This window comes from Streptomyces sp. NPDC055632 (assembly GCF_053618675.1).
In genome coordinates this window covers 53,650-79,398 of record NZ_JBSHHY010000031.1, presented here as the reverse complement: position 1 = coordinate 79,398, position 25,749 = coordinate 53,650, and the positions used below count along the sequence as shown (strand labels likewise).

Below are 25,749 nucleotides of genomic sequence, written 5' to 3'. Positions count from 1 at the left end.
TGCGATCGCCCTTTCCCGGCGCTGCCGGAACTGGTAGACGGTGCCCATGACAGGACTCGTCTCCGCTCTCCGTACCCTCACCGTCACGGCCGCCGCCGGGCTGCTCGCCCTCACCGGCTCCGTCCTCGCGGCCCCTCCCCCGGCGTCGGCCGCGCCGGAGCCCCGGGCGCCCCGGGAGTTCGTGGCCCTCGACTCCGTGGACCGGACGATCGTCCAGGAGATGCGCTACACGACGGCGCACAACTTCACCGGCGAGCGGGTGGACGGCTACCGGCAGCCGCTGTGCGTCCTGACCCGGCAGGCGGCGGAGGCGCTGCACCGGGCGCAGGTGCGGCTGCTCGCCCGGGGATACACGCTGAAGGTGTACGACTGCTACCGGCCGCAGCGGGCCGTCGACCACTTCGTGCGGTGGGCGAAGGACCTGGAGGACGAGCGGATGAAGAAGGAGTTCTATCCGCTCGTCGACAAGTCCCGGCTGTTCGCGGACGGTTACATCGCGGAGAAGTCCGGGCACAGCCGGGGCTCGACCGTGGACCTGACGATCGTGCGGCTGCCCGCGCGGCCCACGCGCCCGTACCGGCCGGGCGAGAGGCTGGTGGAGTGCTACGCGCCGAAGGCGGAGCGGTTCCCCGACAGCTCCGTGGACATGGGGACGGGCTACGACTGCTTCGACACGCGCTCGCACACCGACGACCCCCGGATCACGGGCGTGCAGCGGGCCAACCGGCAGCTGCTCAAGGGGGTGCTCGCCGAGCAGGGGTTCGTGAACCTGCCGGAGGAGTGGTGGCACTTCACGTTCAGGCCCGAGCCGTTCCCCGACACCTTCTTCGACTTCCCGGTGGCGCGGAGGTCGGTGGCGGGGCACTGAGCCTCCCGGTGGAGGGCCCCTGCCGGGCCCTCCGCCGGAGGGTCAGGAGGTGACGGCCGCGTGGGTGCGGTCGGCGAGGATGAGGGCGTGCTCGACGACCGCCACGAGGACGTTCTTCACGGACTCGCGGTCCCGGGCGTCGCACATGACCAGCTCGACCTCGGGGTCGAGGTCGAGGGCTCCGCGCACGCTCTCGGCGGGGAACCGCTGGGCGCCCTCGAAGCAGTTGACGGCCACCGTGAACGGGATGCCGCGCCGCTCGAAGTAGTCGATGGCCGCGAAGCTGTCCTCCAGGCGGCGGGTGTCCGCGAGGACGATCGCGCCCAGGGCCCCCTGGGCCAGCTCGTCCCAGAGGAACCAGAAGCGGTCCTGGCCGGGTGTGCCGAACAGGTACAGGACGAGGTCCTCGCGCAGCGTGATCCGGCCGAAGTCCATGGCGACCGTGGTGGTCGTCTTGGTCTCGACGCCGTGCAGGTCGTCGACGGGCCGCCCCGCCTCGCTCAGCATCTCCTCGGTCCGCAGGGGCCTGATCTCGCTGACCGCGCCCACCAGGGTCGTCTTGCCCACCCCGAACCCGCCGGCGACGAGGATCTTCAGGGTCACCGGTTCGACGAAGGGCTTGGTGCGGCTAGAGCGCCCGAAGGCCATTGATCACCTCGCGGAGGATGTTCACGTCCGGCAGCTCGGCCGGCGGAACGGGGCGGGTCACGTGGACGAGTTCGTCCTCGACGAGGTCGCCGACGAGGACCCTGACCACCCCTACGGGGAGGTCGAGTCCGGCGGCGAGCTCGGCGATCGACTGGGGCTGCTCGGAGCAGCGTTCGACGATCTCCACGTGTTCCGGGGAGAGCGTCTGGTCCCGGCCGGGGTCTTCGGCGGCGGGCTCGGGAACGACCACCGCGATCAGGTCGAGCCGGTGGCGGGTGGCGGCGCTCGTCCGGCCGCGGGTCATCGCGTACGGGCGGACCACCGGTCCGGCCTCGTCGTCGAACCAGTGGTGGGGGCGCGGGGTCCGCTCCTCCGCCGTCGGGTTCCGCTCGGCTTCGTCACTCATGCCGTCCCACTCACCCTCCCGAGGGCAGTCCGGTCCGGGGGGCCGTCGCGAGGTGGGCCCCGACCCGCTTCACCATCAGCGTCATCTCGTAGGCGACCTGGCCGACGTCGGAGTCGGCGTCCGCGAGCACCGCCAGGCAGCTGCCGTCGCCGGCGGCCGTGACGAAGAGGAAGGCGTCCTCCAGTTCGACGACCGTCTGGCGGACCTTGCCGGCCTCGAAGTGGCGGCCGACGCCCTTGGCGAGGCTGTGGAAGCCGGAGGCGACGGCGGCCAGGTGCTCGCCGTCCTCCCGGGTCAGGTCCTGGGAGGCACCGGTGGGAAGCCCGTCGCCGGAGAGCACCAGGGCCTTCCGGATGGAGCCGACGCGCTGGACGAGCTCGTCGAGGAGCCAGTTCAGTTCGCCGTTTCCGGAGGTCGTGCTGGTTGCTGCGGCGTTCGGTGCGGTCATCGACCGTCCCCCTCGGGTGTCGTTCCTGGTGCTGTCGGGTCGTCAGGGTCGGTGGTGTCCCGCCGTCCGCGCTGCCAGCCGCGCTGCATGGCGGCCATCCGGGCGCGCACCTCCTCGGCGTCGCGCTCGAAGGAGTCCCGGCCTTCGGGCGCGGTCCGGGGCCCCTCGTCGCGGCGGGCCGGGCTGTCGGCCCCGCGGAGCTGGGGCGCGAGGCTGGCCTGGCGGACGCGGCGGGGCAGTCCGTCGAAGAGGGCGGGGGCCGGGGCCTCCGGCGGGGCGGGATCGGCCGCGGGCGGCACGGAGGCCTGCGGGCGTCCGGAGCCTTCCGGCCGGCCGGGGCCCTGCGGGCGACCGGTGCCCTGCGGTCGTGCCGGGCCTTCCGGCTGTACGGGGCTTCCCGGGCGGGGCTGTACGGGGCTTCCCGGGCGGGTAAGAGGCTCCGGGCGCGCGGGGCCGTCCGGGCGGGCGGAGCCCTGCGGGCGGACGGGGACGAGGGTGGGGCCCTGGCGGTCCTCGTGGGCGGTACCGCCGTTGCCACCGGGGCCGGTGGCCGGGCGGCCCGGGGTCGGGTGGGACCGGCCGGGTGCCGGATGGGCGCGGTCGGGGCCGTCGAGGCGGCGGCCGTGGTCCACGACGAGCGTCGGGGTGTGGCGGCGCGGCAGCGGTACGGGGCGGCGGGCGGCCCCGTCGGCGGAGGCGTCCTCCGCGTCGCGGCCGGCGGCGGCCCGGTCCGGGGCCTGGTCGTGCTGCTCGCCCGCGGGGGCGAGGCCGGCGCGGCGCCGGTCCCGGGGCTTGAAGAGGCCGCCGCGCTCGCTCTCGGTGTCGTCGAGGAGGTCCGCGGACCGGTCGAGGAGCGCGTCGAAGTCGTCGCCGTCGAGCGGGGCCTCCAGCTCGACGGGGCCGTCGAGCGGGGCGTTGGCGACGTCGGGGACCCTGGCGAGCGCCGGGCGGCGGGTGGGCAGGGCGGCGGGGTCGTCGTCGGCGCGGTCGGAGACCTTGCGGTCCAGGCGGAAGCCGGCGCCCTCCGTCTCGGGCGCGTCGGTGAGCAGCGCGGCCGGGATGAAGACGACCGCGGTGGTCCCCCCGTACGGGGAGGTCTGGAGCGAGACCCGGACGTTCTGGCGCTGGGCGAGGCGGCTGACCACGAAGAGGCCGAGGCGGTCGGTGTCCGAGAGCTCGAACTCGGGGGTCTCGGCGAGCCGGAGGTTGGCGTCGAGGAGGGCGTCGGGGTTCATGCCGAGGCCGCGGTCGTGGATCTCCAGGGTGAAGCCGTTGGCGACCCGCTCGCCGAGCACCTGGACGGCGGTGTGCGGGGGCGAGAACACGGTGGCGTTCTCGAGGAGTTCGGCGATGAGGTGGGTGAGGTCCGCGACGGCGGGGCCGCCCACGCCGAGGCGGGGCAGCCGGCGCACCTCGATGCGCTCGTAGTCCTCGACCTCGGCGACGGCGGCGCGGACGACGTCCATGAGCTGGACGGGCTTGCGCCACTGGCGGGAGGGGGCGGCGCCGGACAGGATGACGAGGCCCTCGGCGTGCCGGCGCATGCGGGTGGTGAGGTGGTCGAGCCGGAAGAGGTCGGCCAGTTCGTCGGTGTCCTCGGTGCGCCGCTCCATGGTGTCGAGGAGGGTGAGCTGGCGGTGGAGCAGGACCTGGTTGCGGCGGGCGAGGTTGACGAAGACCTCGGAGACGCCGCGGCGCAGCTCCGCCTGCTTGACGGCGGCCTCGACGGCGGCGCGCTGGAGGGTGTTGAGGGCCTGGCCTACCCGGCCGACCTCGTCCTCCCCGTAGCGGAGGTGGGGGACTTCGGTGGTGATGTCGACGTGTTCGCCGGCGGCGAGCCTGCGCATGACGCTGGGCAGGCGCACTCCGGAGACCTCCTGGGCCTCCTTCTGGAGGCGGCGCAGGTCGCGGACGAGGACGCGGCCGATGCGGACCGAGATGACGATCGAGGCGAGCAGGGCGAGGAAGCCGAGGACTCCGGCGACGCCGACCTTGAGGAGGACGCTGTAGGCGGCGGGCTGGACGCGTTCCTGGTAGCGGTCGCCCGCGGCGGTGTTCTCGCGGGCGAGGACGTCGAGGACGGGGCTGGCGTTGTCCTGCCAGTGGGCGGCGGTGACGGCGCGCGGGTTGTCGGTGGGGCCCTGTTCGACGAGGGCGTTCTCGGCGGTGCGCAGCGGCAGGGTCTCGGGGCCGCGCCAGAACTTCTCGAAGCGGTCGCGCTCGGCGGCCGGCAGGAGTTCGAGGTTGACCTCGTAGAACTGCTTCCGGTTGGCGATCAGGTCGGATATCGCACGGATCTCCGGGGCGGTGACGCGGTCCGCGACGAGCGCGGAGAGCACGAGGGCGTCCTCGCGGGAGAGGAGTTCGCGGGCGCGGGTGATGCCGACGAGGGCGCGGCCCTGCTTGTCCATCTCCACGTTCTCCAGGGCGTGGAGGGTGATGAGGAAGCTGTAGCAGGGGTCGACGAGGCGGTTGTAGAAGTCGAGGGCCTGCAGACGGCCGATGCCGCGGCTCTCCACGGAGCGGCGGATCGATTCGAGGCCGTCGAGCGCTTCGAGGAGGCTGTCGATCCGCTGGGCGGTGACGGGCCGCATCTCCTCGCGGACGCCGGGTTCGGCGGCGTTGGCGCGGATGCGGGCGATCTGCCGGTCGGTGGCCCGGCGGATCTCCTGGAGCCGGACGAGGGCGTCGGAGCCGCGGGGGTCGGCGAGGTAGACGAGGGACTGGCGGCGTTCGAGCTGGATGACCCGGGCGGTGTCCTCCAGGGGGTAGCCGACCTTGTCGACGATGTAGCCGACGTCGAGGAGCTGGTCGGCCTCGCGGCCGGTGAGGACGGTGGCGAAGCCCCACAGGCCGGTGAGGGAGACGAGCGGTACGAGCAGCAACGCCACGATCTTCCGGCGGATGGACTTCCCGCGAAAGCGCATGGCCTCCCCCAGCTCGGCCCCCGTTCGTCGCGAGGGTCCTTCACTTCGTGACGTCGGGCGTCAACACACGGCGTCAACCTTGAGTTTCAACAAACGGCGGCGCGAGCCTACTACTGCATCGCGACCATCCCGAAGGTGTGTCCGGGCTATTTTCAGCCTGTCGAGTGAGCGTCGATCATGAGATGTCCTGTTATTCGGGGAGTTGGGGTCGGCCACTGTGGCGCAGGACACCCGATGACGTGCGGCTCCGCCGGCCTGGGGAGATGGCTGGAACTGTGCGTTCCGCCCGTACGGGGTCTCGCGTTTCACCCGGGGCGGGGCGAAACCTTTTCCCTCTGGCGTGCGTCAATAGGTACGGGGAGGGTTCTGTCCGCGTAAAGGCGCTCACAACGGGCAGCCGTCCCTGAAGTCGTTCAGTGGTGGGGAGTGACAGGGCAATGGAACACGAGGCGCGGTCGGCAGGACAGTTGTGGGTGGAGGACGAGCGGGGCCGGCGGCGGATGCCCGATCCGGTGCGCGACGCCGCCGTACGGGCCGTGATGATCACATCGGTGACCCTCATCCAGGCGGTGGTGGCGTTCTTCTGCAGCCTCGCGGGGTCGTGGCTGGCCTTCCCGATCACCATCACCGCGGTGGCCTCGACGATCGTGGCCACCTGGAGCGTCCTCGACGTCTGGATCACCCGTCAGGTGTGGCGCCAGCGCAACGGGGTGGTGTCGGAGCCGAGCAGCACGGCGCGTCCGTCGCTGCGGGCGCGGCGCGGTGAGGGCCGGGTGGAGACGGCACCGCTGTCCGAGGCGGCCTGACCGAGGAAGAGCGGTGAAGGGCCCGGCCCCCTGTCCAGGGGGCCGGGCCCTTCACTCGTTTCACGGACGGGCCGTGCTCACGCGGTGCCCGTCGGGGCCGGGTCGTCGGACCGGTGGCGGCGGAACATGCGCGTCGCCGTGATCTCGCCGTGGATCGCCTCCCCCTCCGGGTCGGTCTGCGGAAGGCCGGGGCGCAGGTGCTCCTCCACGCTGATGTACTTCAGCCCCGCCCGCAGGTCGGCGTCGTTGCGGAGCCGGATCACCAGCGGGAACTCGGCGAGCGCGGTCGTGTCGAACAGGCCCGTCGTGTAGAGGAGCTGGACGCCGAGCGCGTCCGACACGGCCCGCTGGAGCTCCAGGAGGTACGTGGCGTTGGCGCGGCCGATCGGGTTGTCCAGGAACAGCGTGCCCGCGTGCCGGTGCTTGTCGCGGCCCCGGTCGTTGGAGCGGAGCGCCGCCATCGTGCAGTACAGGGCGATGGCGGCGGTGAGGAGCTGGCCGCCGGAGAAGACGTCGCCCATCTGCCCGACGGGGACCCGCTCGGCGCGCAGCACCGCGTCCGGCTTGAGGATCTCGACGGAGACGCCCCTGGGTTCGAGGGCCGCCTGCACGCCCCGCAGGAGCAGGGACATGCCGTCGCGGCGCAGGTCGGAGTTCTTCTTCACGGCGGCGCGGGTGGCCTCGTCGACGACCTCGCCGAGCCGCTCCGCGAGGGTGGCCTGGTCGGGCTCCTCGAAGCGGATCCGCAGGAACTCCTGGCCCGACCACTCGCCGAGGCCCTCGGGGAGCCGGGAGAGCCGCTGGGCCGAGCGGAGGGTCGCGAGGGAGGACTCGACGAGGCCGCGGAGGCGGTCCACGATCGAGTCCCGGTTGCGCTCCAGCTGCTCCAGCTCGTCGGTGAGGACCCGCAGCCGGGGCGCGAAGGCCTCGGCCCACTTGGCGGCGTGCTCGGGGAGCGCGGACGCCGGGAGTTCGCGGATCTGCTGGCGGGCCGGGGTGCGGACCTGCTCGTAGCGGGTGGAGTTGGCGTGCCGGACGAGGACGTCGCTCGCCTCGCGCACGGCGGCGTCGGCGGCGGACAGCTCGCCGGTCCGGCCGCGCAGCGTCCGGCGCGCCTCGGTGGCCGCCGTACGGGCCTCCTCCAGGGTGCCGGAGTACGGCTCGGTGTCCTCCTGCTCCTCGTCCGCGTGGTCGCGGAGCAGGTCCCGGAGCAGGGCCGCCGTCTCGTCGAAACCGCCGGCCGCGTCCTCTGCGGCCCGGTGGTCGCGGAGCAGTCCGGCGTGGGCGGCGCGGGCCGACTCCAGGGCGGCGCTGCGGGAGGCGAGTTCGGCGGTCGCGGTCCGCAGGAGGGCCTGGGCGCGCTCGGCGTCGGCGGGGACGAGCTCCTCGGGCAGCTCGGTGTGCGCCCCGCCGTCCTCGGGGGCGAGGCGTTCGGCCTCGCCGCGGAGCCGGCCGAGCTTCTCGCTCGCCTCGGAGGCGCGGGTCTCCAGCATCTGGACCAGGGACTCGGCGCGGGCTGCGGCGGCCTGGCGGGACGGGCCGTCGGCGCCGTCGGTGGACTCCAGGAGCTGTTCGGCGCGGGTGCGGACCTTGTTGGTGAGGCGGTTCAGCTCGGCGAGCGCGGCGGACTCGTCGCTCTCGGCGCGGGCCTGCTCGGCGCGCAGGTCGGCGCCGACGCCGACCTTCTCGTAGAGCTGGGACGCGGCCCGGTAGGCCTCGCGGAGGGTGGGCAGGGCGGTGCGGGGCGCGGCCGGGTCCGCCTCGGGGAGCGGGTCGGGGGCGCCCGCGATCTCGGCGCGCTCGGCCCGCAGGGCGCGGGCGGTGCGGTGGGCGTCGTCGGCGGCGCGCTGGGCGGCGCGGCGGTCCTCGTCGGCGGCCCGGGCGCGCTCCAGGCAGGTCTGGGCGCGGGCCTCGGACTCGGCGGCGTCGTCGGCGAGTTCGCGGAGCCTGGCCTGCCAGGCGGACCGCTCGCGCAGCCGGAACGCCAGGCCCGCGAGGGCGTCGGCGACGCGGCGGGCGCGCTGGGCGGCCTCCTGGCGCTCGTCGCGGACGCGGATCGCCTCGGCGGCGGTCTCGTCGGCCTCCGCACGGGCGGTGCGGGCCTCTTCGAGGGTCGCGGCGGCGGCTTCGGCGCTCTCGCGGGCGGCCGTGGCGGCGGCGGCGAGCTCGGCGAGCATGCCGGGCGGGCAGTCGGCGCGCCAGGCGCCGATCCGGGCGGCGAGGGAGCGGTCGCCGGCGAGGCGGCCGGCGAGGGTGCGGATCTCCTCGTCCCGTGCTGCGGCCCGCGCGCGCAGGGCGTGCCGCTCCTCGTCGGCCGCGTGCTCGTCGTGCATGGCCGGGTTCGGCGGTACGAGGAAGACGCCGGGGTCCTCGTCCCCCGACCGGGCCGGTACCGGGGCGAGCAGGGCGGCGGCGGTGCCGACGGCGACGGCGGAGCGGGGCAGCAGGGCGGCGGCGGCGAGGACCTCGCGGGCGCGCCCGTACGAGACGGGGTCGGTGATCACGACGCCGTCGACGAGTTCGGGGCGGGCGGCGAGCACGCGCGCGTGGTCGGCGGGGTCCACGGCCTGGGCGAGGTAGCGCCAGCCGGGGAGGGCGGGGATGCCGTGCTCGCCGAGGTGCTCGACGGTGGCGAGGACGTCGGGTCCCGGCGGCAGCAGGCCGCCGTCGCCGAGGGCGCCGAGGATGCGGGAGTCGTCGGCGGCGGCGGTGCGCAGTTCGAAGAGCTGCCGCTCGGCGGAGGCGACGGCCCCGTCGAGCAGGGAGCGCAGCTCGTCGGCGTACCGGTCGAGGTCGGTGGCGGTGAGCGGTCCCCCGTGGATCGCGCTGTCGTCCCCGGCGGTGTGCGCGCCCGAGGGCAGGCTCAGGAGTTCCGCGAGGCGCTCCTCGGCGGCCAGGGACTCGGCGGCGCGGCGCTCCGCGTCGTGGGCGTTGCCGGCGGCCTCGGCCGCGTCGGCGGCGCGGGCGGCGGCGAGTTCGGCGCGGGACTCGGCCCCGGCGGCCTCCCGCGCACGCTCGACGACGGCGGCGGCGGTCTCGCGGGCCGTGTCCCAGGCGGCGACCGCGGTCTTCTCGGCGTCGCTGGCGGCGAGCGCGGCGCGGGCCGGGTCGGCGTCGGGCGCGGTGTCGTCGAGCCAGCCGGCCCGTACGGCCTCGGCGGTCTCCTGCTCGACCTCGGCGAGCCGCTGGCGCAGGTGGCCGGACTCGCTGCGGGCGCGCTGGGCCTCGGTCGCGGCGGCGGTGGCGTCGCGGTGGGCGGTCTCACCCGCCTCCTGGAGGGCGGTGGAGCGCTCCTCCTCCTCGGCCGCGTGCCGCTCGCCCTCCTCGGCGGCGGCGGCGAGGGCCCGTACGAGGTCGGCGGCGGCCCCGGCGCGGGCCGCGAGGGCGGGGGCGGCGTCCCGCTCGGCCTCGCGGATGGCGGCGGCCACGCGCGCGGAGCGGTCGCCGGCGGCGCGGTGGCGGAGCACGGCCTCGGCGGCCTGCCAGGCGGAGTGCAGGGTGCGGGCGTCGGTGAGTTCGCGGCGCTGGGAGGCCGCGCCCTTCTCGGCGGCGGCCAGGGCCAGGGAGGCGTGCCGGTAGGCGAGTTCGGCGGCGATGAGGGCGCTGCGGCCGCGGGCGTCCTCGGCCTCGGCGACGGCGTGGGCGGCGGAGGTGACCTGCTGGGCGAGTTCGGCGCCCCGGCCGCGCTCCTCGGCGGCGCGGGCGGAGAGCCGGCGGGCGAGGCCGCGGGTGCGGCGCTCGGCGGCGGTGTGGACCTCGCGCGCGTGGGTCCGGATTCCGGCGGCCTCGACGATCCGGTTCAGGAGGTCCACGGAGCCGGCCGTGAAGTCGCGTTCGGCGGTGAGTTCGGCGCGGCGGCCGAGCTTGCTGCCGAAGCCGCCGACGAGGTCGGCGAGGCCGTCGGTGTCCCGGGTGTCGGTGACGGCGCGCAGCAGCAGGTCGGTGAAGTCGGAGTCCTTCTTGACCGCGAAGAGGCCGGCGGCCTCGCCCTCGTCGGCGTTCATCTCGCGCTGGTAGCGGAAGAGTTCGGGGTCGAGGCCGAGTTCGCCGAGGTGCTCGTTCCAGCGGTCGTGGATCTCCTCCCAGACCACCTCCAGGTGCGGATAGGCCTTGCCGGCCTCGGTCAGCGCGTCGCGGAAGCCCTTCATGGTGCGGCGGCGGCCGCGCGCGCCGGAGGCGCCCTCGACGGGCGGGCGGACCGAGGTGGCCTCGGCGACGGGGAGGTTGTCCAGGCTGAGGCCGGGGCCGGGCCGGAAGGAGTACCAGGCCTCGGCGAACTTCCGGGGGTCGTTGGAGACCTGGCGGCCGCGCCACTCGCTGGCCTTGCCGACGACGACGAGTTCGCCGGTGAGGGTGTGCTGCCACTCCAGGGCGACGTGGCCGCAGTCGTCGGCGAGGAGGAACTTGCGCAGCACGCCGGAGCTGGCGCCGCCGAGGGTGTTGCGGTGGCCGGGGAGCATGACCGAGAAGATCAGCTTGAGGAGGACGGACTTGCCGCCGCCGTTCTCCAGGAAGAGCACGCCCGCGGGGGCCGGGCGGCGCGGCGGGCCGACCGGCTCGTCCTCGAAGAACTCCGCCTGGGTGGGGGCGGGGTGGGGCACCGGGGCGCCGACTCCGCGCAGGTCCAGGACCGTGTCGGCGTAGCGCGCGCCGGCGGGGCCGATGGAGTAGAGGCGGACCCGGGACAGCTCGTACATGGCGGGGACTCTCGTGCTGGGAAGGTCGGCGGGGCGGCGGGACCGCGCGCGGGGTGGACGGGGTCGGCGGGGTGGACGGGGTCGGCGTGGCCGACGGGATCACGAGTGGAACGGGAGGCCCGCGTCGGCCGCGAGCTCCAGGTCGTCGCCCTCGGGCGGCGGCAGGAGGGTCGCGGAGCCGTCGCTGACGGGGACGACGCCGAGTTCGAGGAGTTCGGCCATGGCGGCGGAGCCGGCCATGTCGCGGACCTGGAGCTGGTAGCGGGCGGTGGTGCGGTAGGAGCCGCCGCCCTCGTCGCCGGTGCGCTGGAGGAAGCCGGAGTCGGTGAGGAACGCGGCGGCCTTGCCGACGATGCCGGTGGTGGATCCGGCGAGCCTGCGGGCGTCCTTGGTGGCGCCGGTGGCGCTGCGGCGGGCGTAGGTCCGCCAGGCGGCCTCCAGGCCGGGGGCGTCGGAGGCCGGGTCGGTGTTCTCGCCCTCCTCCTCGGCGCGCTGCTCCAGGCGCAGGCAGGCCTGGCGCACGAAGGCGTCGACGCCGTTGACGGTGAACCGGCCGATGTACGCGTCGTCGGCGAGGTCCTCGGGGCGGGGAAAGGCCATGGCGGCGACGGCGAGGTGGGCCAGGCCGTGCAGGAAGCGGTCGGCGGAGTCCGTGGAGGCGCGGCGGGCGTAGTCGCCCATGCGGACGGCGAAGACGGAGTCCTCGGCGGCGGTGACGGCCATCCCCGCGCGCGGGGAGACCTCCAGGACGACGAGGCCGAGGCCGGTGGCGACGGCGTCGGCGAGGCGCGCGAAGGCGGGGTCCTCGCGGTAGCGGCGCAGGAGTTCGGCGTATTCGGCGTCGCGGGCCGGGAGCAGCTTGGGCTGGAGCCCGAAGGAGACGAGCCGGGCCGCGTCGGCGGCGTCGGCGGGGGTGACCGCGGAGCCGCCGGACGCGGCGGGGGCGGCCGGGGCCTGCGGGGGCTCCTGCCTGCTCCACGCGTCGGCGTGCGGATGCTCCTGCTCGCTCCACGCGTCGGCGTGCTCGGCGTGGGTCTCGCTCACGGCTGGGGCTCCTCGGGACGGTTCTCGGTCGGTACGGCGCGGACGGCGGGTCGGGGCACGGGCAGCGGTACGGGGGTGACGGCGGCCGGGGCCGGGGCCCGCTCGGCGGGCGCGGGCGGCTCGTCCGTGAGCCGCACGGCCCGCACGGACGGGACGTCGCCCCGCCGCCGCGCGGCCCCGGGCCGGGACGGCCCGGACGCCAGGGGGACGGTGCCGAGCCGGGGGCGGGTGCGGGGGGCCTGCGCGGCGGCGGGGTCGGGGGCGGGGGCCGCCGGGGCGGGCTCCGGTGCGCGGGCGGGCGCGGGGTCGGCCACCGAGGCCGCCTCGGGTTCCGTTCCGGCCTCCGGCTCCGGCTCCGGCTCCGGCTCCGGCTCCATTGTGGCTTCCGGTCGCGGCGCGGGCACGACAGTAATTCCGAGTACGACGCTGTCGGCCGGACCCGGCAGGTCGGCCGGACCCGGCAGGTCGGCCGGACCCGGCAGGTCGGCCGGACCCGGCAGGTCGGCCGGACCCGGCAGGTCGGCCGGACCCGGCAGGTCGAGCGGGCGGGCCGGGCTCGGCTGATCGGCCGGGTCCAGCAGGTCGGCCGGGTCCAGCAGGTCGGCCGGGTCGAGCGCGTCGGTCGCGTCCGGCTCGTCGGCCGGAGCGGGGTCGGCCCCGTCGGTACAGGAGGTCGGGGCGGGGGGTACGAGGGTCACGTCGCCTCCGTGCGGTCGGCGGCCATGCCCGCCGCGTCGAGGAGTGCCGTACCGACGATGAGGTCGGCGCCGCCGAACTCGGGGTCGTCGAGCGGGGTGCCGTCGTCGACGGCGAAGAGCAGCCGCTCCTCGCCCTGGCGGTAGGCGGTGCCGACCGGGGGGCTCGCCGCGTGGACGGCGAGGAGGGCGACGAGGTACGGCAGGTCGGGGTCGGTCGCGCGGGCCTCGGCGAGCAGTCCGGAGAGGCGGCGCGGGGCGTCGTGCTCCAGGTCGAGCAGGCGCATGGCGTGTCCGAGCTGCTCCTCGCTGAAGCGGGAGTCGTCGGGGGTGGCGATCAGGTCGGGCTCGGGCATCTCCGCGCCGAGGTGCTCGCGCTCGACGGGCGGGGTGAGCAGCAGGTCGACCAGGTCGCCGAGCCGGACGGACGCGGGGGTGCGCAGTCCGGTGCCGTGGGCGAAGAAGGCGTCGGTGGCGCGGGTGGCCTGCTCGACGGGGAGCGTGAGGAGCGGGGCGACCAGCTGCCCGTACAGGTCGAGTCCGGTGTACGCGGCGGGGGCGGCGAAGGCCTGGCGGTCCTGCTCGGCGCGGAAGAGCGGTCCGGCCTCCAGGAGGCGGGACTGGAGCTGGGTGTGGCGCCGGATGCAGTCCTTGACGATGTCGACGAGTTCGGCGGCGCGCCGCTTGTGCTCGGCCGTCTTCGCGTCGGTGGCGGCCTCGGCCTCGTCGCGCGCCCTGCGGATGTTGGTGAGGATCGCGTTCTCGTGGCGGTAGCGGTCGGCCACGTGGTCGAGCGCCTCGGCGATCATGTCGGGGACCGTCTGGAGCCAGTCGACGGCGCGGACGTTGCGCCGGGTGGCCTCCAGGGTCCTGCGGAGGGTCTCGGCGTACTGCACGGTCCGGTAGCGGGCCTGCTCGGCGGCGAGTTGCGCGTCGGCCAGGCGGCCCCGGTTGATGAGGACCTCGAGCTTCACCTCGGCGGCGATCTGGGCGCTGGTGACGTCGGTGTCGAGGGCTCCGACGAGGACGTTGACCGCTTCGTCGGTGGTGCGGAGGTAGACCCCGCCCCCGTATCCCGGGACCTCCTCGACGAGTTTGAAGTCGTAGTCCCTGCGGACGTAGACGCCGTCGGTGCCGAAGGTGCCGTAGACGGCGCGGAAGCCGCGGTCGACGCTGCCGACGTTGATCAGGTTCTCCAGGACCCAGCGGGCCACGCGCTCGTGCTCGGCGGCGGGCCGCCGCGGGGCCTGGGCGGCGACGCGGGGCAGCAGGCGGGCGACTATCTGCTCGTGGTCGGCGCCGGTGTCGAAGTCCATGTTGAGGGTGATCAGGTCGATCGCGGCGAGGGCCACCTCGGCCATCGCGTAGACCGTGTACTCGCCGGCCAGGTTCGCCTTGCGGGCGTCCAGGTCGTGCAGCGGGGCGGTGCACGCGAGCGCGCGGAGCCGCCGCGCGAGCCCTTCGTCGGCGGCCGGGCCCTGCGCGGGCCGCGGCCCCGCGCTGAGCTGGGGCGGAGCGAGGTCCGTCGAGGCAGGCGAAGTCACGGTGCACAGATTAGGTCCTCACCCTGACAACGGTCGAAACAGTGCGGATGCGACCGGGTCCGGAGGTTCAGCCGCGGGCGCCGGCGGCCCGGGCGCAGGCGTCGGCGACCCTGTTCCGGGAGTCGTCGAGGTAGCGGGCGAGGAGGCGTTCGGCCGTGCCGCGCTCGCCGGCGCGCAGGGCGCCGAGGATCTCCCGGTTCCGCGCGAGGAACGGCTCGTGGAGGGCGCGCGGGTCGTCGACGAGGTGGAGGGCGAGGCGGAGTTCGGCGAGGACGCCGCGCATCAGTTCGTCGGTGCGGGCGCTGCCCGCGAGGGCGACGAGCGCGCGGTGGAAGTGGATGTTGGCCGTGGAGACGCCGTTCCAGTCGTCGGCGCGGGCGGCGCCCTCGCCCTCAGCGACGGCGGCGGCGAGGCCGTCGAGGGCGAACGGCGGCCGCCCCAGGCCCCTGACGACGGCGCACTCGACGAGCCTGCGGGTGCGGTAGATGTCGGCCACGTCGCCGGCGTCGAGGACGCGGACGAAGACGCCCCGGTTCAGCTCGTGGACGAGGAGGCGCTCGTGGGTGAGGAGGCGGAAGGCCTCCCTCAGGGTGTTGCGGGAGACGCCGAGGGCGCCGCCGATGCCGTCCTCGGAGAGCCGGGTGCCGGGCGGGAACCGGCCCTCGGCGACGCGGGTGCGCAGGATGTCCGCGACCCGCTCCGCCGTGCTCGTGCGCCCGAGCAGCGCGCGGTCGTCCGCCAGGTCCCCGGCCCCGTCCTCCGCCTGCCCCGTCACGGCGCCTCCTTCCTCTTCCCTCTTCGCCGCCGATGCGCGCGACTCCCTCTTCGCCGCCGGTGCCCCGCGGCGTCCGCCGCCGGGCCGGCGCACCGAAGTCAACCGCACGGAGGGGCCGGGGCGACAGACTTGTTGTCGGATCGTTCAACGATCCTCTACGTTGAGAGCGTCCCATGGTCCCGCCGTGCCCGCGTGGGCACGCCCTCCCCCCGCGAGGCGCAGATGAGCACGAGCCGGGCGTCGATCGATCTCAACGCCGACCTCGGCGAGGGCTTCGGCCGCTGGACCCTGACCGACGACGAGGAACTCCTGTCCGTGGTCACCAGCGCCAACGTGGCCTGCGGCTTCCACGCCGGGGACGCGGCCACCATGCGGCGCGTGTGCGATCTCGCGGCCGCGCGCGGGGTCCGGATCGGGGCGCAGGTCTCCTACCGGGACCTGGCCGGCTTCGGGCGGCGGTCGATGGACGTCCCGGCGGCGGAGCTGGCCGCCGAGGTGGCGTACCAGATCGGCGCCCTGGAGGTCTTCGCTCGGGCGGCGGGCTCCCGGGTCGCGTACGTGAAGCCGCACGGGGCGCTCTACAACCGGGTGGTCGGGGACGGGGAGCAGGCGGCGGCGGTCGTCGAGGGGGTGCTGCTCGCGGACCGGACGCTGCCGGTCCTGGGGCTGCCCGGCTCCCGGCTGCACGAGGCCGCCGCGGCGGCCGGGCTCCCGGTCGTCGCCGAGGCCTTCGGCGACCGGGCCTACCGGGCGGACGGCTCCCTGCTGCCGCGCGGGCGGGAGGGGGCGGTCGTCACCGATCCCGCCGAGGTCGTGGAGCGGTCGCTGGCCCTGGCCCGGCTCGGGACGGTCACCGCGCACGACGGGGCCTCCGTGGCCGTCCGGGCCCGGTCGCTCTGTCTGCACGGGGACACCCCGGGCGCGGTGGAGCTCGCCCGGCGGGTCCGGGAGGGCCTCGAATCCTCCGGGATGCGGGTGGAGGCCTTCGCGTGAGCGGGGACGGGAGCCCTTCCACGGACGTACGCGTGCGCGTGCTGCGCGTGGGCGAGCGGGCGCTGCTCGTGGAGCTGGACGGCGGCGCCGAGGCGGAGGCGTTCCACGCCGAGGTGCTCCGGCGCCGGGCGGCCGGCGCCCTCCCCTCCGTACGGGAGGTCGTACCGGCGGCGCGGACCGTGCTGCTCGACGGGGTGGCGGACCCGGACCGGCTCGCGGCCGAGCTGCCCGGGTGGGAGGTGGCGCCGCTCTCCGCGCGCGCGGGACGGGTGGTGGAGGTGCCGGTCCGCTACGACGGGCCCGATCTGGCGGAGGTCGCCGCGTGCTGGGGCGTGTCCGCCGAGGAGGCGGTGCGGATCCACACGGCGGCCGAGTTCCGGGTCGCCTTCTGCGGGTTCGCGCCGGGCTTCGGGTATCTGACGGGGCTCGGCGAGCGGTACGAGGTGCCCCGGCGGGCCACTCCGCGCACCGCCGTCCCGGCCGGTTCGGTCGCCCTGGCCGGACCGTACACGGGCGTGTACCCGCGCTCGTCCCCCGGCGGCTGGCAGCTGATCGGCACCACGGACGCGGTCCTCTGGGACACCGGGCGGGACCCGGCGGCGCTCCTCTCCCCCGGCACCCGGGTCCGGTTCACGGTGGAGCGCCCCGGCGCGGGAGACGGACGATGACGGGCCGGACGGTGGCCGTGGTCCGGCCGGGGGCGCTGACCACCGTGCAGGACCTGGGGCGGCCGGGATACGCGCACCTGGGCGTGGTCCGCTCGGGCGCGCTCGACCCGGCGGCCGTACGGCTCGTCAACCGGCTCGTGGGGAACGCCGAGGGGGCGGCGGTCCTGGAGACCACCGTCGACGGGTGCGCGGTGCGGCCCCGGTGCGCGGTGACCGTGGCGGTGGGCGGCGCGCCCTGCCCGGTCCGGGTGGACGGGCGCCCCGCCGCCTGGGGCACGGCGGTGCGGGTGGGGGCCGGATCGACCGTCGAGGTCGGGACGGCTTCGCGGGGGCTGCGGGCGTACGTGGCGTTCGGCGGCGGGATCGGGGTCGAGCCGGTGCTCGGCAGCCGCTCCACCGACCTGCTGTCCGGCCTCGGCCCGGCGCCCCTGGGACGGGAGACGGTCCTGCCGCTGGGCGCGGACACGGCGGTACGGGGGCCGGTCGACGCCCCTCCCTGGCCCGGGCCGCCGGACGTGCTCGTCCTGCGGGTCCGGCTCGGGCCCCGCGACGACTGGTTCACCCCCGACGCCCTCCGCGCCCTCGCCACGCGCGCGTACCGGGTGTCCCCGGCGAGCAACCGGATCGGGCTGCGGCTCGAAGGACCGGCCCTGGAGCGGGCCGTGCCCGGGGAGCTGGCGAGCGAGGGCATGGTGCTCGGCGCGGTCCAGGTGCCGCCGGACGGGCGCCCGGTGGTCTTCCTCGCGGACCATCCGACGACCGGCGGCTATCCGGTGGTCGGGGTGGTCCGGGAGGCCGATCTGGGCGCGGCGGCCCAGGCGGTGCCGGGGACGGCGGTGCGGTTCGTACCGGTGCGGTGAGCGGGGGCGCCGGGGTCCCGGCGGCCGCCCGCCGTGGCCGCGAGCGCGGCGGCGAGGGCGTCGTCCGCGCGTGCGTCGAGGGGCCCGGTGCCGGTGCCGTCGGTCCAGTGGCGCAGCTCGGCGCCGGCGAGCAGGAGGAGCTGCGGGAGCAGGTCGCGGCTGCGGCGGAGGACCCAGCCGGTACCGGCGGTGGCGAGCCACAGCAGGGACTCGGCGCGGGTCGGCGGCGGCCGGTCGGGCTCCGGCACGGGCGGCGCGCCGTGGGCGAGCCCCCGGTCGGCGAGGAGCCGGTGGAAGCCCGCCGCGACGGCGCGGTGGCCGCGCTCGCCGGGGTGGAGCCGGTCGGCGCTCCACAGGGAGCGGTCGTCGGTCCAGGCCCGGTCGTCCAGGTGCAGGTGGACGGCCCCGTACCGGGCGGAGAGCGCGTGCACGACCGCGTTGACGGACCGCTGGCGGCGGGCGAGCGGGCGCGCCAGGGGCGGGGGCAGGCCGAGCATCCGGCCCGGGTCGGGCAGGCAGGCGGTGAGGAGTACGGCTCCGAGGGCGTCGAGGTCGGCGCAGACCCGGTCGAGGCGGCGGGCCAGGAGCGCGATGTCGAAGGTGTGGCGCAGGGTGTCGTTGACCCCGACGACGACGGAGGCGAGGTGGGGCCGGAAGGCGAGGGCGCGACGGGCCTGGTCCCCGGCGACGTCCCCGCTGAGGGCGCCGCTGACGGCCAGGTTCAGGAGCGCGGTCTCCGCCCCGTCGGCCGCGAGCCCGTCGGCGAGCAGCGCCGCCCATCCCCGCCAGGCCCCGTCCACCCGGTCCCCGACGCCCTCGCTGAGCGAGTCCCCGAGCACGGCGAAGCGGAGGGGGCCGGGCTCCTGGGGCCGGGGCGCGGGGTGACGGAACTCATGGTGACGCGGCTCCGGATGGCGCGGCTCAGGATGGCCCGGCTCCGGATGGCGCGGCTCAGGCACCCGGGGCAGAAGCGCCGGGGCCGGGAGCGGATCGGGGTGGCTCCGCCCGGCTCCCGGCGGCACCGTCCCCGTGCGCGTGGCGTCCCCGGTCATCGGCCGCTCTCCCCGGTCATCTGAGGGTCTCCTCAGGGGCGACCGGTCCGGGGCCTCCGAGGGCTCCAGGGACTTCGGGGATGCCAGGGATGCCAGGTACTCCGGGGACACCTGGCACTCCGGCTACTCCGGGAACGCCAGGCACACCGGGCACACCGGGCACACCGGGCACACCGGGAACACCGGGAACGAACGGCTCCGAGACCGGCAAGGGGGCCTCGTGGGCCCGGAGGAAGGCGGCGACCGAGCGGTCCCAGGCGAAGCCCTCCGCACGCGCGCGTGCGGCCCGGCGGCGGACGGCCTCCGGGACGGCGAGGAGGCTCTGGACGCCCGAGGCGAAGGCCGCCGGGGTGTCGGCGGCGGCCGCCCCGGCCGTCCCCACGACCTCGGGGAGGGCCGAGGAGGCGCTGACGACGACCGGGGTCCCGCAGGCGAGGGCTTCGAGGGCGGAGAGCCCGAACGTCTCGGCGGGACCCGGCGCCAGGCAGACGTCGGCCGCCGCCTGGAGGTCGGCCAGGGCCTCCCGGTCGGCGAGGTGCCCGACGAACCGCACCGGGAGGCGCCGCTCGCGCGCCCGCCGCTCCAGGGCGGCCCGCAGCGGCCCGTCGCCCGCGACCACGAGCGTCGCCGCGATCCCGGCGCCGCGCAGCTCCTCCAGGGCGTCCAGGGCGGTGCCGGGCCGCTTCTCGACGGAGAGGCGCGAGCAGAGCAGGAGCAGCACCCGCGCCCCGTCCGCGTACCGGGCCCGTGTCCCGGCGGCGCGGCGGTCGGGCCGGCAGTGGTCCAGGTCCACGCCGAGCGGGGCCCGTACGACGTTCCGGGCCCCGATCCGTACGAACTCGCGCTCGGCCCACTCGGTGGTGCAGACGATCCGCGCGAACGCCCAGGCGGTGCGGCGGTTGAGCCGGTCCGCCGCGCGGGCCGCGAGGGCGGGCGGCACGCCCCAGGTGCGCAGGACCCCGTCCGCGGTCTCGTGGGAGACCATGACCGACGGCACGCGGGCGCGTCGCGCCCACTCGCCCGTCCAGCGCAGGGTCGTGCGGTCCGAGACCTCGATCCGGTCGGGGGCGAGACCGTCGAGGAGGCGGGCGACCCGGCGCCGGTCGGCGAGGACCCGGTAGCCGCCGGTGCCGGGCAGCACGGGTCCCGGGAGGGTGACGACCCGGCCCTGTTCGGTGCGGCGGTCGCTCGCGGTGGCGCCGGGGACGACGAGGACCGGCTCGTGTCCGGCCGCCAGGTAGCCGCGGCCGAGCCGGTCGAGGGCGGTGCGGAGGCCACCCGAGGTGGGGGTCACGAAGTTGGCGAGCCGGACGATCCGGAGCCCGCCGTCCGTACGCGCGCCCGTGCCCCTCCCCGTGTCCGCGCCGGTCGTACGGGTGCCGTTCACGCCGCCACCGCCGTCCGCCCGTGCAGGACCTCCCGGTAGTGGCCGATCAGTTCGTCGCCGAGGGCCTCCCAGGTGCGCCCCTCGACGGCGGCGCGGCCGGCCCTGCCGAAGGCGGTGCGCCGGTCCGGCGCGGCGGCGAGCGCGGCGACGGCGTCGTGCAGCGCGTCCGGGTCGTTCGGGGGCACGAGGAGCCCGGTGCGGCCGTGGTCGACCAGGTCCAGGGGCCCGCCGGCGGCCGGGGCGATCACCGGGACCCCGCTCGCCATGGCCTCCTGGACGGTCTGGCAGAAGGTCTCGTACGGACCGGTGTGGGCGAAGACGTCGAGCGAGGCGAAGATCCGGGCGAGGTCGGTACCGGTGCGGCGGCCCAGGAACCGGGCGCCCGGCAGGGCGGTGCGCAGCGCGGGTGCGCTCGGGCCGTCCCCGACGACCACGACCCGTACGCTGGGGAGGCCGCACGCTCCGGCGAGCAGGTCGACGCGCTTCTCGGGGGCGAGGCGGCCCACGTAGCCGACGAGGAGCTCGCCGTTCGGGGCGAGTTCGCGGCGCAGGGCGGCGTCGCGCAGCTCGGGGCGGAAGCGGGCGGTGTCGACCCCGCGGCCCCAGAGCCGGACGCGGGCGATGCCGTGGGCCTCCAGGTCGCGCAGGGCGGCGGAGGACGGGGCGAGGGTGCGGTCGGCGGCGCCGTGCACGGCGCGAAGGCGACGCCAGGCGGTGCCCTCGCCGGTCCCCACGTACGTGCGCGCGTAGCCGGCGAGGTCCGTCTGGTAGACGGCGACGGCGGGGATGCCGAGCCGGGCGGCGGCCGTCATCCCGCGCACGCCGAGGACGAACGGTCCGGCGAGGTGGACGAGGTCGGCGCGGTGCGCGGCGATGGCCGCGGCGACCCGGCGACTGGGCAGGGCGACCCGTACCTGCGGATAGCCGGGCAGGGGCAGGGAGGGCACCCGGACGACGGCGCAGGGGGCGTCGGCGTCCGCGGCCGGGTCGGCGACGGCGGGGGCGATGACGAGCGGGGCGTGGCCCCGCCGGGCGAGGTGGCGCGCGGTCTGCAGGGCGCAGTGCGCCACACCGTTGACGTCGGGAGGGAAGGATTCGGTGACGATGACGACACGCATACGGGTGTTGTCCTCGCGCCCGGCGTGTCCCCGTCAAAGTCGATCTGGACGGGGAGGGAACGTCCCGTGAGCGTTTCCCGCGCGGGGCCCCTCCGGGGCCTGTGGGGGCGGGGCGACTTCGACGTCCCGGCCCGGCGGCTCCGGCGTCCCGGCCCGGCGGCTCCGGCGTCCCGGCCCGGCGGCTGCAACGTCCCGGCCCGGCGGCTCCGGCGTCCGGACGCGTCCACCGCGCGGATCCCGCGCCGGGTGGTCCGGCGCGGGCGGCGTGGCGGGGCCGGGCCCCGCCCGCTTCCGGCGTCGCGCCGTCCGGCCGGCGTCGCGCCGGGGCGGGAGGAAGGGCGACGCGGGGGCCGGGCCGCGGCCGTGTCACGCCGCCGTCGTGCCGGACGGGCGGAAGGGCGACATGGCGGGGCGGGGCCGCGGCCGTGTCACGCCACCGCCCGGCCCGGCCCGACCCGACCCGGGCGCCCCCAGGCGCCCAGAGCGTCCCCGGACCTCAGACCTGCAGGTCCGGCCCTATCCGGTTGCGCACCGCGAGCTGGACCTCGACCTCCTCGGCCGGATCGGCGGCGAGGCGGCGCAGCCGTTCGGCGACGCGGATGTCGCCGGTCTCGGCGTGCTGGGCCGCGACCTCGCGGGTGGTCTCCTCGCAGTCCCAGAGGCATTCGACGGCGAAACCGGTCGCGAAGGCGGGATCGGTGACGGCGAGGGCGCGGGCCGTGCGGCCGCGCAGCTGGGAGGAGGCCGTCTCCCGGTAGACGTGGCGCAGCACGGGGGCCGCGCAGGCGATGCCGAGGCGTCCGGCGCCGTCGACGAGGCAGGCGAGCTCGGGGGCGTCGGGGCCCTGGGTGCGTACGGTTCCGCGCAGCGCGCCGAGGACGGAGGGGGAGTCCTCGGCGGTGCCGCGGCAGGCCAGCACCTCGGCGGCGGCGGCGCCGAGCGCGTCGGTGCGCCGGACCCACGCGCGGGCGCGGGCGACCGCGTCCTCGCCGCACATGCGGCGGTAGGCGGCGACGGCGGCCTCGGCGACCTCGCGGGAGTCGCCGTCGGCGGCGTGCTCGACGAGGTCGAGGACGGCGGGGTCCCGCGACTCGGCGAGGTGGTGGAGGGCGGCGCCCCGGGCCCCCTCCGCGCCGTGGCGGGCGGCGGCGAGGATGTCGGGCCGGTCCTCGGGGCCGGCGACGGCGGTGAGGCAGCGGGCGGCGGGTCCGTAGAGGACGGCACCGCGCTCGTACCCCTCCTGCGCCCAGTCGAGGACGGCGCGCACGCTCCAGCCGGGGCGGGGCCCGGTGGGGCTCATCTGGCGCTGCCAGCGGTCGAAGGAGCCCTGCTCCATGGCGGCCCTGACGCGGGGGCCCACGGTGTCGCGCCGGTCCTCGGCCCACAGCCGCCAGGGCCGGGGCTCGAAGGCGTCGCGCACGGTGCGGCCCAGCTCGGCGTCGCCCTCGGCGTCGGCCGGGAAGCGGGCCAGCACGGACGGGGCGAGCGCGCGGAGTCCGGCGTCGTCGTCGCGGAGGGCCAGCTCGTCCAGGGCCCAGGCCCAGTTGGTGCCGGTCGCGGCGTAGCGCCGGAGCAGCAGCAGGGCGTCCTGGCGTCCGTAGGAGGCGAGGTGGCCGAGGACGGCGAGCGCGAGCCCGGTCCTGGACTCCTCGGTGTCGAGGTGGTCCTCGGCGCCGAAGAGGTGCGCCTCGATCTCGTCGAGGCCTCCGTGGAGGTCCAGGTAGAGACGGGCGTAGTAGAGGGAGCGGTTCTCGACCTGCCAGTCGTGGCGGGGGTCGTCGAGAACGCAGTGGTTCAGGGCCGCGAGGGCCTCGGCACGTGGCGCGGCGAGCGCGTGCAGGGTGCCGTCGCCGCGGCCCCGCTGCAGCAGGCCGAGCAGGGTGCCGCTCGGCGCTATGACTGGATCGAACATGGGGAGACGCCTCACATCAAGCTGTCGACACGACCGGGGGATGCCGGGATGACCGGGATGAACCGGGTCAGGCGGTACATCGGTGTACGCCTAGGCCGTGCGGCGACATGTCGGGCCGCTCGTCGTCCTGCGCTTGCCAGTGATCATCTTCCTCTGCCTCTCGTCGGTGGCCCGTTCTGCCGGGTCCGACGTCATGATGACCCACCCATTTCGCCACCGCGACCACATTTACGACGCCGCCTCACCTGGGGTTCAGCGTCCGTTCACCGGGTTCCGAAGAGTTCCAGGAGCTCGGCCTTGCCGAACATCCGGGCGGTGTCGACGGCGGACGGAGTCCCCGCCTCCGGATTCGCGCCGCCGGCGAGGAGGGCGCGGATCACGTCGTCCTCGCCCTTGAAGACGGCGCCGGCGAGCGGGGTCTGGCCGCGGTCGTTGGCGCGGTCGGCGTCGGCGCCCCGCTCCAGGAGGGCGGAGACCGCGGCGGCGTGGCCGTGGTAGGCGGCGAGCATGACGAGGGAGTCGCCCCGGTCGTTGGTGAGGTTCACGGGGACGCCCGCGTCGACGTAGGCGGCGAGGGCTTCGGCGCCCCCCGTGCGCGCGAGGTCGAAGACCTTGGACGCCAGCTCGATGACCTCGGGGTCCGGAGTCTCGCTCATCGGTGGGACCGCCTCTCTCCTACGGTGTCGGGCCGCGCACGGCGAGCGGGGCCGTACGGGTGAATCGACAGGGTACTGCCCGTCCGGGGACATGACCGTGCGCGACCGAGGCAAAGATCACGGCGTTCCGCCCGCTCCCGATCCGCCTATAGCGCACCCCGGGCGTTTCGCCACCCGGCCGTGCGTCCGCCGTCCGCCGGTCAAGTGAAATCGCCGGTTTTTCACTCCAATGCACCTTTAGTCACATCGATACTTGCCGTGAACCTGGAAGAACTCATGGTGACTGTCCCCTCAACCAGGAGAACAACCAATGATCCTGTCCATCTCAGGCGTGGTCCTGCTCGGCATCATCTGCTTCCTGTTCTTCAAGAAGGACGGCCTGAAGCCCTCCCACGCCATCGTCAGCTCGCTGTTCGGCTTCTACCTCGCGGGCACCGCCATCGCCCCGAGCATCACGGCGGGCGGGCAGAGCCTCGCCGGTCTCCTGGGCGGGATCAAGTTCTGACGCCCCTCAGCCCCTTCCACCACTTCAGGAGTACGACGTGGCCCGGCGACCACTCCCCCGCATTCTGAGCAGCGGCAGCGCGCAGATCGCCCGCAGTCGAGAGATCGCGCGCACGGCCGCCGACAGCGCCACCGACGTGCTCCATCCGCTGATCACGGTCTCCCGCGGTCTGCGGAAGCTGGCCGCGTCCGCGCGCGCCAGGTGGGCCGCGACCCCCAAGGAACGGCGTGGTCCCACGCTGTTCCTGGTCGCGGCCTGCGTCCTGGTCGTCGCCCTCCTGCCGTACGGGCCGCTCCTCGCGCTCGTCACGCTGATGGGCGCCGCCGCGTGGAAGGGGCGCGAGCGTCCGGTCGTCAAGACCGGGCCCGACGAGGCGGAGACCGCCCGCCTCAAGGGCCTGTACGAGGCGCTCGTACCGCACTTCTCCGTCCCCGAGGACCCCTCCCCGCTCTTCTCCCACGGGGGCGACTGGAGCGAGGCCTTCGGGGAGCACGCCTTCGACGCGGACGGGCGTCTCACCCGGCTGCGGATCGCGTACCCCCCGTACTTCGCCGACGGCGAGCCGGCCGCGCGCGCCCGCGTCGAGCAGGTGCTGCACGCCAAGTCGGGGCGCGGCCGCGAGTACCGCTTCGACTGGGACGAGGAGGACAACACGCTCGTCCTGAGCGTGCTGCCCGCCCTGCCCACCACCATCGCCGCCCAGCGCTTCGTCACCGTGCCGGGCGAGACCGTCCTCGGCTTCACCGACGCCGACGCCGTGCAGCGGACCGTGCCGGTGGTCGCGGCGGACGGCACGGAGGACGCCCCGGCCGTGGTCTGGCGCACCGGTCCCCGCTCCACCGAGCCGCACCTGCTGGCCGTGGGCCGGCCGGGCAGCGGCACCACCTCCCTGCTGCGCTCGATCGCGCTCCAGGCGCTCCCCCACGGCGACGTCCTGATCGTCGAGGGCGGCGGCACCGGCGAGTACGCGTGCCTGACCGGCCGCGCCGGGGTCCTCGCCGTCGAGTGCGGGCTCTCCGGGGCCCTGGCGAGCCTGGAGTGGGCGGCGCACGAGACCGAGCGGCGCCTGATCGCCGCGAACCGGGCCCGGCAGTCCGGTCTGCCCGCCCCGGAGGACACCCGGCGGCCGCTGTGGATCCTGCTCGACCGGCCGAGCGTCCTCGGCCACCTGGCCGCCGCCGACGGCCGCCCCGACCCGCAGGAGCTGCTCCAGGTGCCGCTGCGGCACGGGCGGGCGGCGCAGGTCACGGTGGTGGTGGCCGAGCAGTTCGACGACATGGACACGCTGAGCGAGGCGGTACGGACCCACACCAGGGCCCGGATCGCCCTCGGCCCCGCCGCACCCGGACAGATCGCGGCCGTCCTCGGCGCCGAGCCGCACACCACGCCGACGCCCGACGTCCCCGCGGGCCGCGGCTACGCGCGCCTGGGCACCGGCCCGGTCCTGCGGCTCCAGGTGCCGGCGACGCCCGACCCGTACGACGACGCGACGAGCGACGCGCACCGCCGGGCGGTCCTGGACCTCCTGCCGGAGCGGGGCCCGGGCGCGCCGGCGACGGCACCCGCGCCGACGGTGGTGATCGAGAAGATCCCCGTCACCGCCCCCGACCCGGCCCCGGTGCCCCGCGCCGAGCCGGCCCCGGCACCCGGCCCGGCGCCGCTCCACGCCCCGGTCCCGGCGGAGGGCTGAGCATCCGGGAAGCGCCGAGGGGCGGGTACGGACACCACGGTCCGTACCCG

The 25,749-nt window shown here is 76.2% G+C and carries 21 protein-coding genes; 7 read left to right on the top strand and 14 right to left on the bottom strand.

The features are described 5' to 3' along the window. Positions 1 to 46: 46 nt before the first annotated feature. A complete protein-coding gene (locus ACWGSR_RS29790) occupies positions 47 to 868 on the top strand; it encodes a M15 family metallopeptidase (RefSeq protein WP_453570961.1) in 822 nt (273 codons plus the stop codon). 42 nt (positions 869 to 910) lie between these two features. Here the strand turns inward: ACWGSR_RS29790 and ACWGSR_RS29785 are convergent, their stop codons facing one another. Genes ACWGSR_RS29785 through ACWGSR_RS29770 form a run of 4 tightly spaced genes read right to left on the bottom strand, consistent with a single transcriptional unit; the run spans position 911 to position 5,297 of the window. Continuing rightward, on the bottom strand, positions 911 to 1,516 hold the full coding sequence (locus ACWGSR_RS29785; protein WP_376241722.1) for a GTP-binding protein: 606 nt from the start codon (positions 1,514 to 1,516) through the stop codon (positions 911 to 913). Continuing rightward, positions 1,497 to 1,922: a DUF742 domain-containing protein gene (locus ACWGSR_RS29780; protein ID WP_376241720.1), complete on the bottom strand. Its 426-nt coding sequence runs from the start codon at positions 1,920 to 1,922 to the stop codon at positions 1,497 to 1,499. The genes ACWGSR_RS29785 and ACWGSR_RS29780 overlap by 20 nt, the downstream gene beginning before the upstream one ends. Before the next feature lie 10 nt (positions 1,923 to 1,932). Then, positions 1,933 to 2,370, bottom strand: a complete 438-nt coding sequence (locus tag ACWGSR_RS29775; protein WP_366378876.1) for a roadblock/LC7 domain-containing protein — start codon at positions 2,368 to 2,370, stop codon at positions 1,933 to 1,935. Further along, complete coding sequence (locus ACWGSR_RS29770; protein WP_453570957.1) at positions 2,367 to 5,297, bottom strand: nitrate- and nitrite sensing domain-containing protein; 2,931 nt, start codon at positions 5,295 to 5,297, stop codon at positions 2,367 to 2,369. The genes ACWGSR_RS29775 and ACWGSR_RS29770 overlap by 4 nt, the downstream gene beginning before the upstream one ends. A gap of 437 nt (positions 5,298 to 5,734) precedes the next feature. On the opposite strand from ACWGSR_RS29770, the gene ACWGSR_RS29765 reads away from it, so the two are divergent. Then, positions 5,735 to 6,103 (top strand): hypothetical protein, encoded by a 369-nt coding sequence (locus ACWGSR_RS29765; protein ID WP_376241715.1) that lies wholly within the window; start codon positions 5,735 to 5,737, stop codon positions 6,101 to 6,103. 77 nt (positions 6,104 to 6,180) lie between these two features. Here the strand turns inward: ACWGSR_RS29765 and ACWGSR_RS29760 are convergent, their stop codons facing one another. From ACWGSR_RS29760 to ACWGSR_RS29740, 5 genes are all read right to left on the bottom strand, one after another. Further along, positions 6,181 to 10,800 (bottom strand): hypothetical protein, encoded by a 4,620-nt coding sequence (locus ACWGSR_RS29760; protein WP_453570954.1) that lies wholly within the window; start codon positions 10,798 to 10,800, stop codon positions 6,181 to 6,183. Between the two features lie 99 nt (positions 10,801 to 10,899). Next, positions 10,900 to 11,844 (bottom strand): hypothetical protein, encoded by a 945-nt coding sequence (locus tag ACWGSR_RS29755; RefSeq protein WP_376241711.1) that lies wholly within the window; start codon positions 11,842 to 11,844, stop codon positions 10,900 to 10,902. After that, complete coding sequence (locus ACWGSR_RS29750; RefSeq protein ID WP_453570951.1) at positions 11,841 to 12,542, bottom strand: hypothetical protein; 702 nt, start codon at positions 12,540 to 12,542, stop codon at positions 11,841 to 11,843. Before ACWGSR_RS29750 ends, ACWGSR_RS29755 begins: the two co-directional genes overlap by 4 nt. Then, positions 12,539 to 14,083: a hypothetical protein gene (locus tag ACWGSR_RS29745; protein ID WP_376241707.1), complete on the bottom strand. Its 1,545-nt coding sequence runs from the start codon at positions 14,081 to 14,083 to the stop codon at positions 12,539 to 12,541. The genes ACWGSR_RS29750 and ACWGSR_RS29745 overlap by 4 nt, the downstream gene beginning before the upstream one ends. 67 nt (positions 14,084 to 14,150) lie before the next feature. Further along, positions 14,151 to 14,858: a GntR family transcriptional regulator gene (locus ACWGSR_RS29740; RefSeq protein ID WP_453570948.1), complete on the bottom strand. Its 708-nt coding sequence runs from the start codon at positions 14,856 to 14,858 to the stop codon at positions 14,151 to 14,153. A gap of 222 nt (positions 14,859 to 15,080) precedes the next feature. Here ACWGSR_RS29740 and ACWGSR_RS29735 point away from each other — a divergent pair, with 222 nt between their 5' ends. The 3 genes from ACWGSR_RS29735 to ACWGSR_RS29725 are packed head-to-tail and all read left to right on the top strand — an operon-like array spanning position 15,081 to position 17,379. Beyond that, positions 15,081 to 15,851, top strand: a complete 771-nt coding sequence (locus ACWGSR_RS29735) for a LamB/YcsF family protein (RefSeq protein ID WP_453570945.1) — start codon at positions 15,081 to 15,083, stop codon at positions 15,849 to 15,851. 32 nt (positions 15,852 to 15,883) lie between these two features. Further along, positions 15,884 to 16,519, top strand: coding sequence for a 5-oxoprolinase subunit PxpB (gene pxpB, locus ACWGSR_RS29730; protein WP_376328856.1), 636 nt, complete (start codon positions 15,884 to 15,886; stop codon positions 16,517 to 16,519). Then, entirely contained in the window at positions 16,516 to 17,379 is an 864-nt protein-coding gene (locus ACWGSR_RS29725; protein ID WP_453570941.1) for a 5-oxoprolinase subunit C family protein, read from the top strand. Before pxpB ends, ACWGSR_RS29725 begins: the two co-directional genes overlap by 4 nt. On the opposite strand, the gene ACWGSR_RS29720 is transcribed toward ACWGSR_RS29725, so the two are convergent. The 5 genes from ACWGSR_RS29720 to ACWGSR_RS29700 all read right to left on the bottom strand — a co-directional run bounded on the left by ACWGSR_RS29720 (position 17,286) and on the right by ACWGSR_RS29700 (position 23,504). Continuing rightward, positions 17,286 to 18,218: an SGNH/GDSL hydrolase family protein gene (locus ACWGSR_RS29720; RefSeq protein WP_453570939.1), complete on the bottom strand. Its 933-nt coding sequence runs from the start codon at positions 18,216 to 18,218 to the stop codon at positions 17,286 to 17,288. The genes ACWGSR_RS29725 and ACWGSR_RS29720 overlap by 94 nt on opposite strands. Before the next feature lie 229 nt (positions 18,219 to 18,447). Then, positions 18,448 to 19,818, bottom strand: a complete 1,371-nt coding sequence (locus ACWGSR_RS29715) for a glycosyltransferase (protein ID WP_453570936.1) — start codon at positions 19,816 to 19,818, stop codon at positions 18,448 to 18,450. Then, positions 19,815 to 20,936: a glycosyltransferase family 4 protein gene (locus ACWGSR_RS29710; protein ID WP_453570933.1), complete on the bottom strand. Its 1,122-nt coding sequence runs from the start codon at positions 20,934 to 20,936 to the stop codon at positions 19,815 to 19,817. Before ACWGSR_RS29710 ends, ACWGSR_RS29715 begins: the two co-directional genes overlap by 4 nt. Positions 20,937 to 21,432: 496 nt before the next feature. Further along, on the bottom strand, positions 21,433 to 22,848 hold the full coding sequence (locus tag ACWGSR_RS29705) for a HEAT repeat domain-containing protein (protein ID WP_453570930.1): 1,416 nt from the start codon (positions 22,846 to 22,848) through the stop codon (positions 21,433 to 21,435). 263 nt (positions 22,849 to 23,111) lie between these two features. Continuing rightward, positions 23,112 to 23,504, bottom strand: coding sequence for an ankyrin repeat domain-containing protein (locus ACWGSR_RS29700; protein ID WP_376241690.1), 393 nt, complete (start codon positions 23,502 to 23,504; stop codon positions 23,112 to 23,114). Between the two features lie 310 nt (positions 23,505 to 23,814). Here ACWGSR_RS29700 and ACWGSR_RS29695 point away from each other — a divergent pair, with 310 nt between their 5' ends. Continuing rightward, a complete protein-coding gene (locus tag ACWGSR_RS29695) occupies positions 23,815 to 24,009 on the top strand; it encodes a hypothetical protein (RefSeq protein WP_125667438.1) in 195 nt (64 codons plus the stop codon). A 37-nt stretch (positions 24,010 to 24,046) separates the two neighbouring features. After that, on the top strand, positions 24,047 to 25,699 hold the full coding sequence (locus ACWGSR_RS29690; protein WP_453570927.1) for a hypothetical protein: 1,653 nt from the start codon (positions 24,047 to 24,049) through the stop codon (positions 25,697 to 25,699). Positions 25,700 to 25,749: the final 50 nt, after the last annotated feature.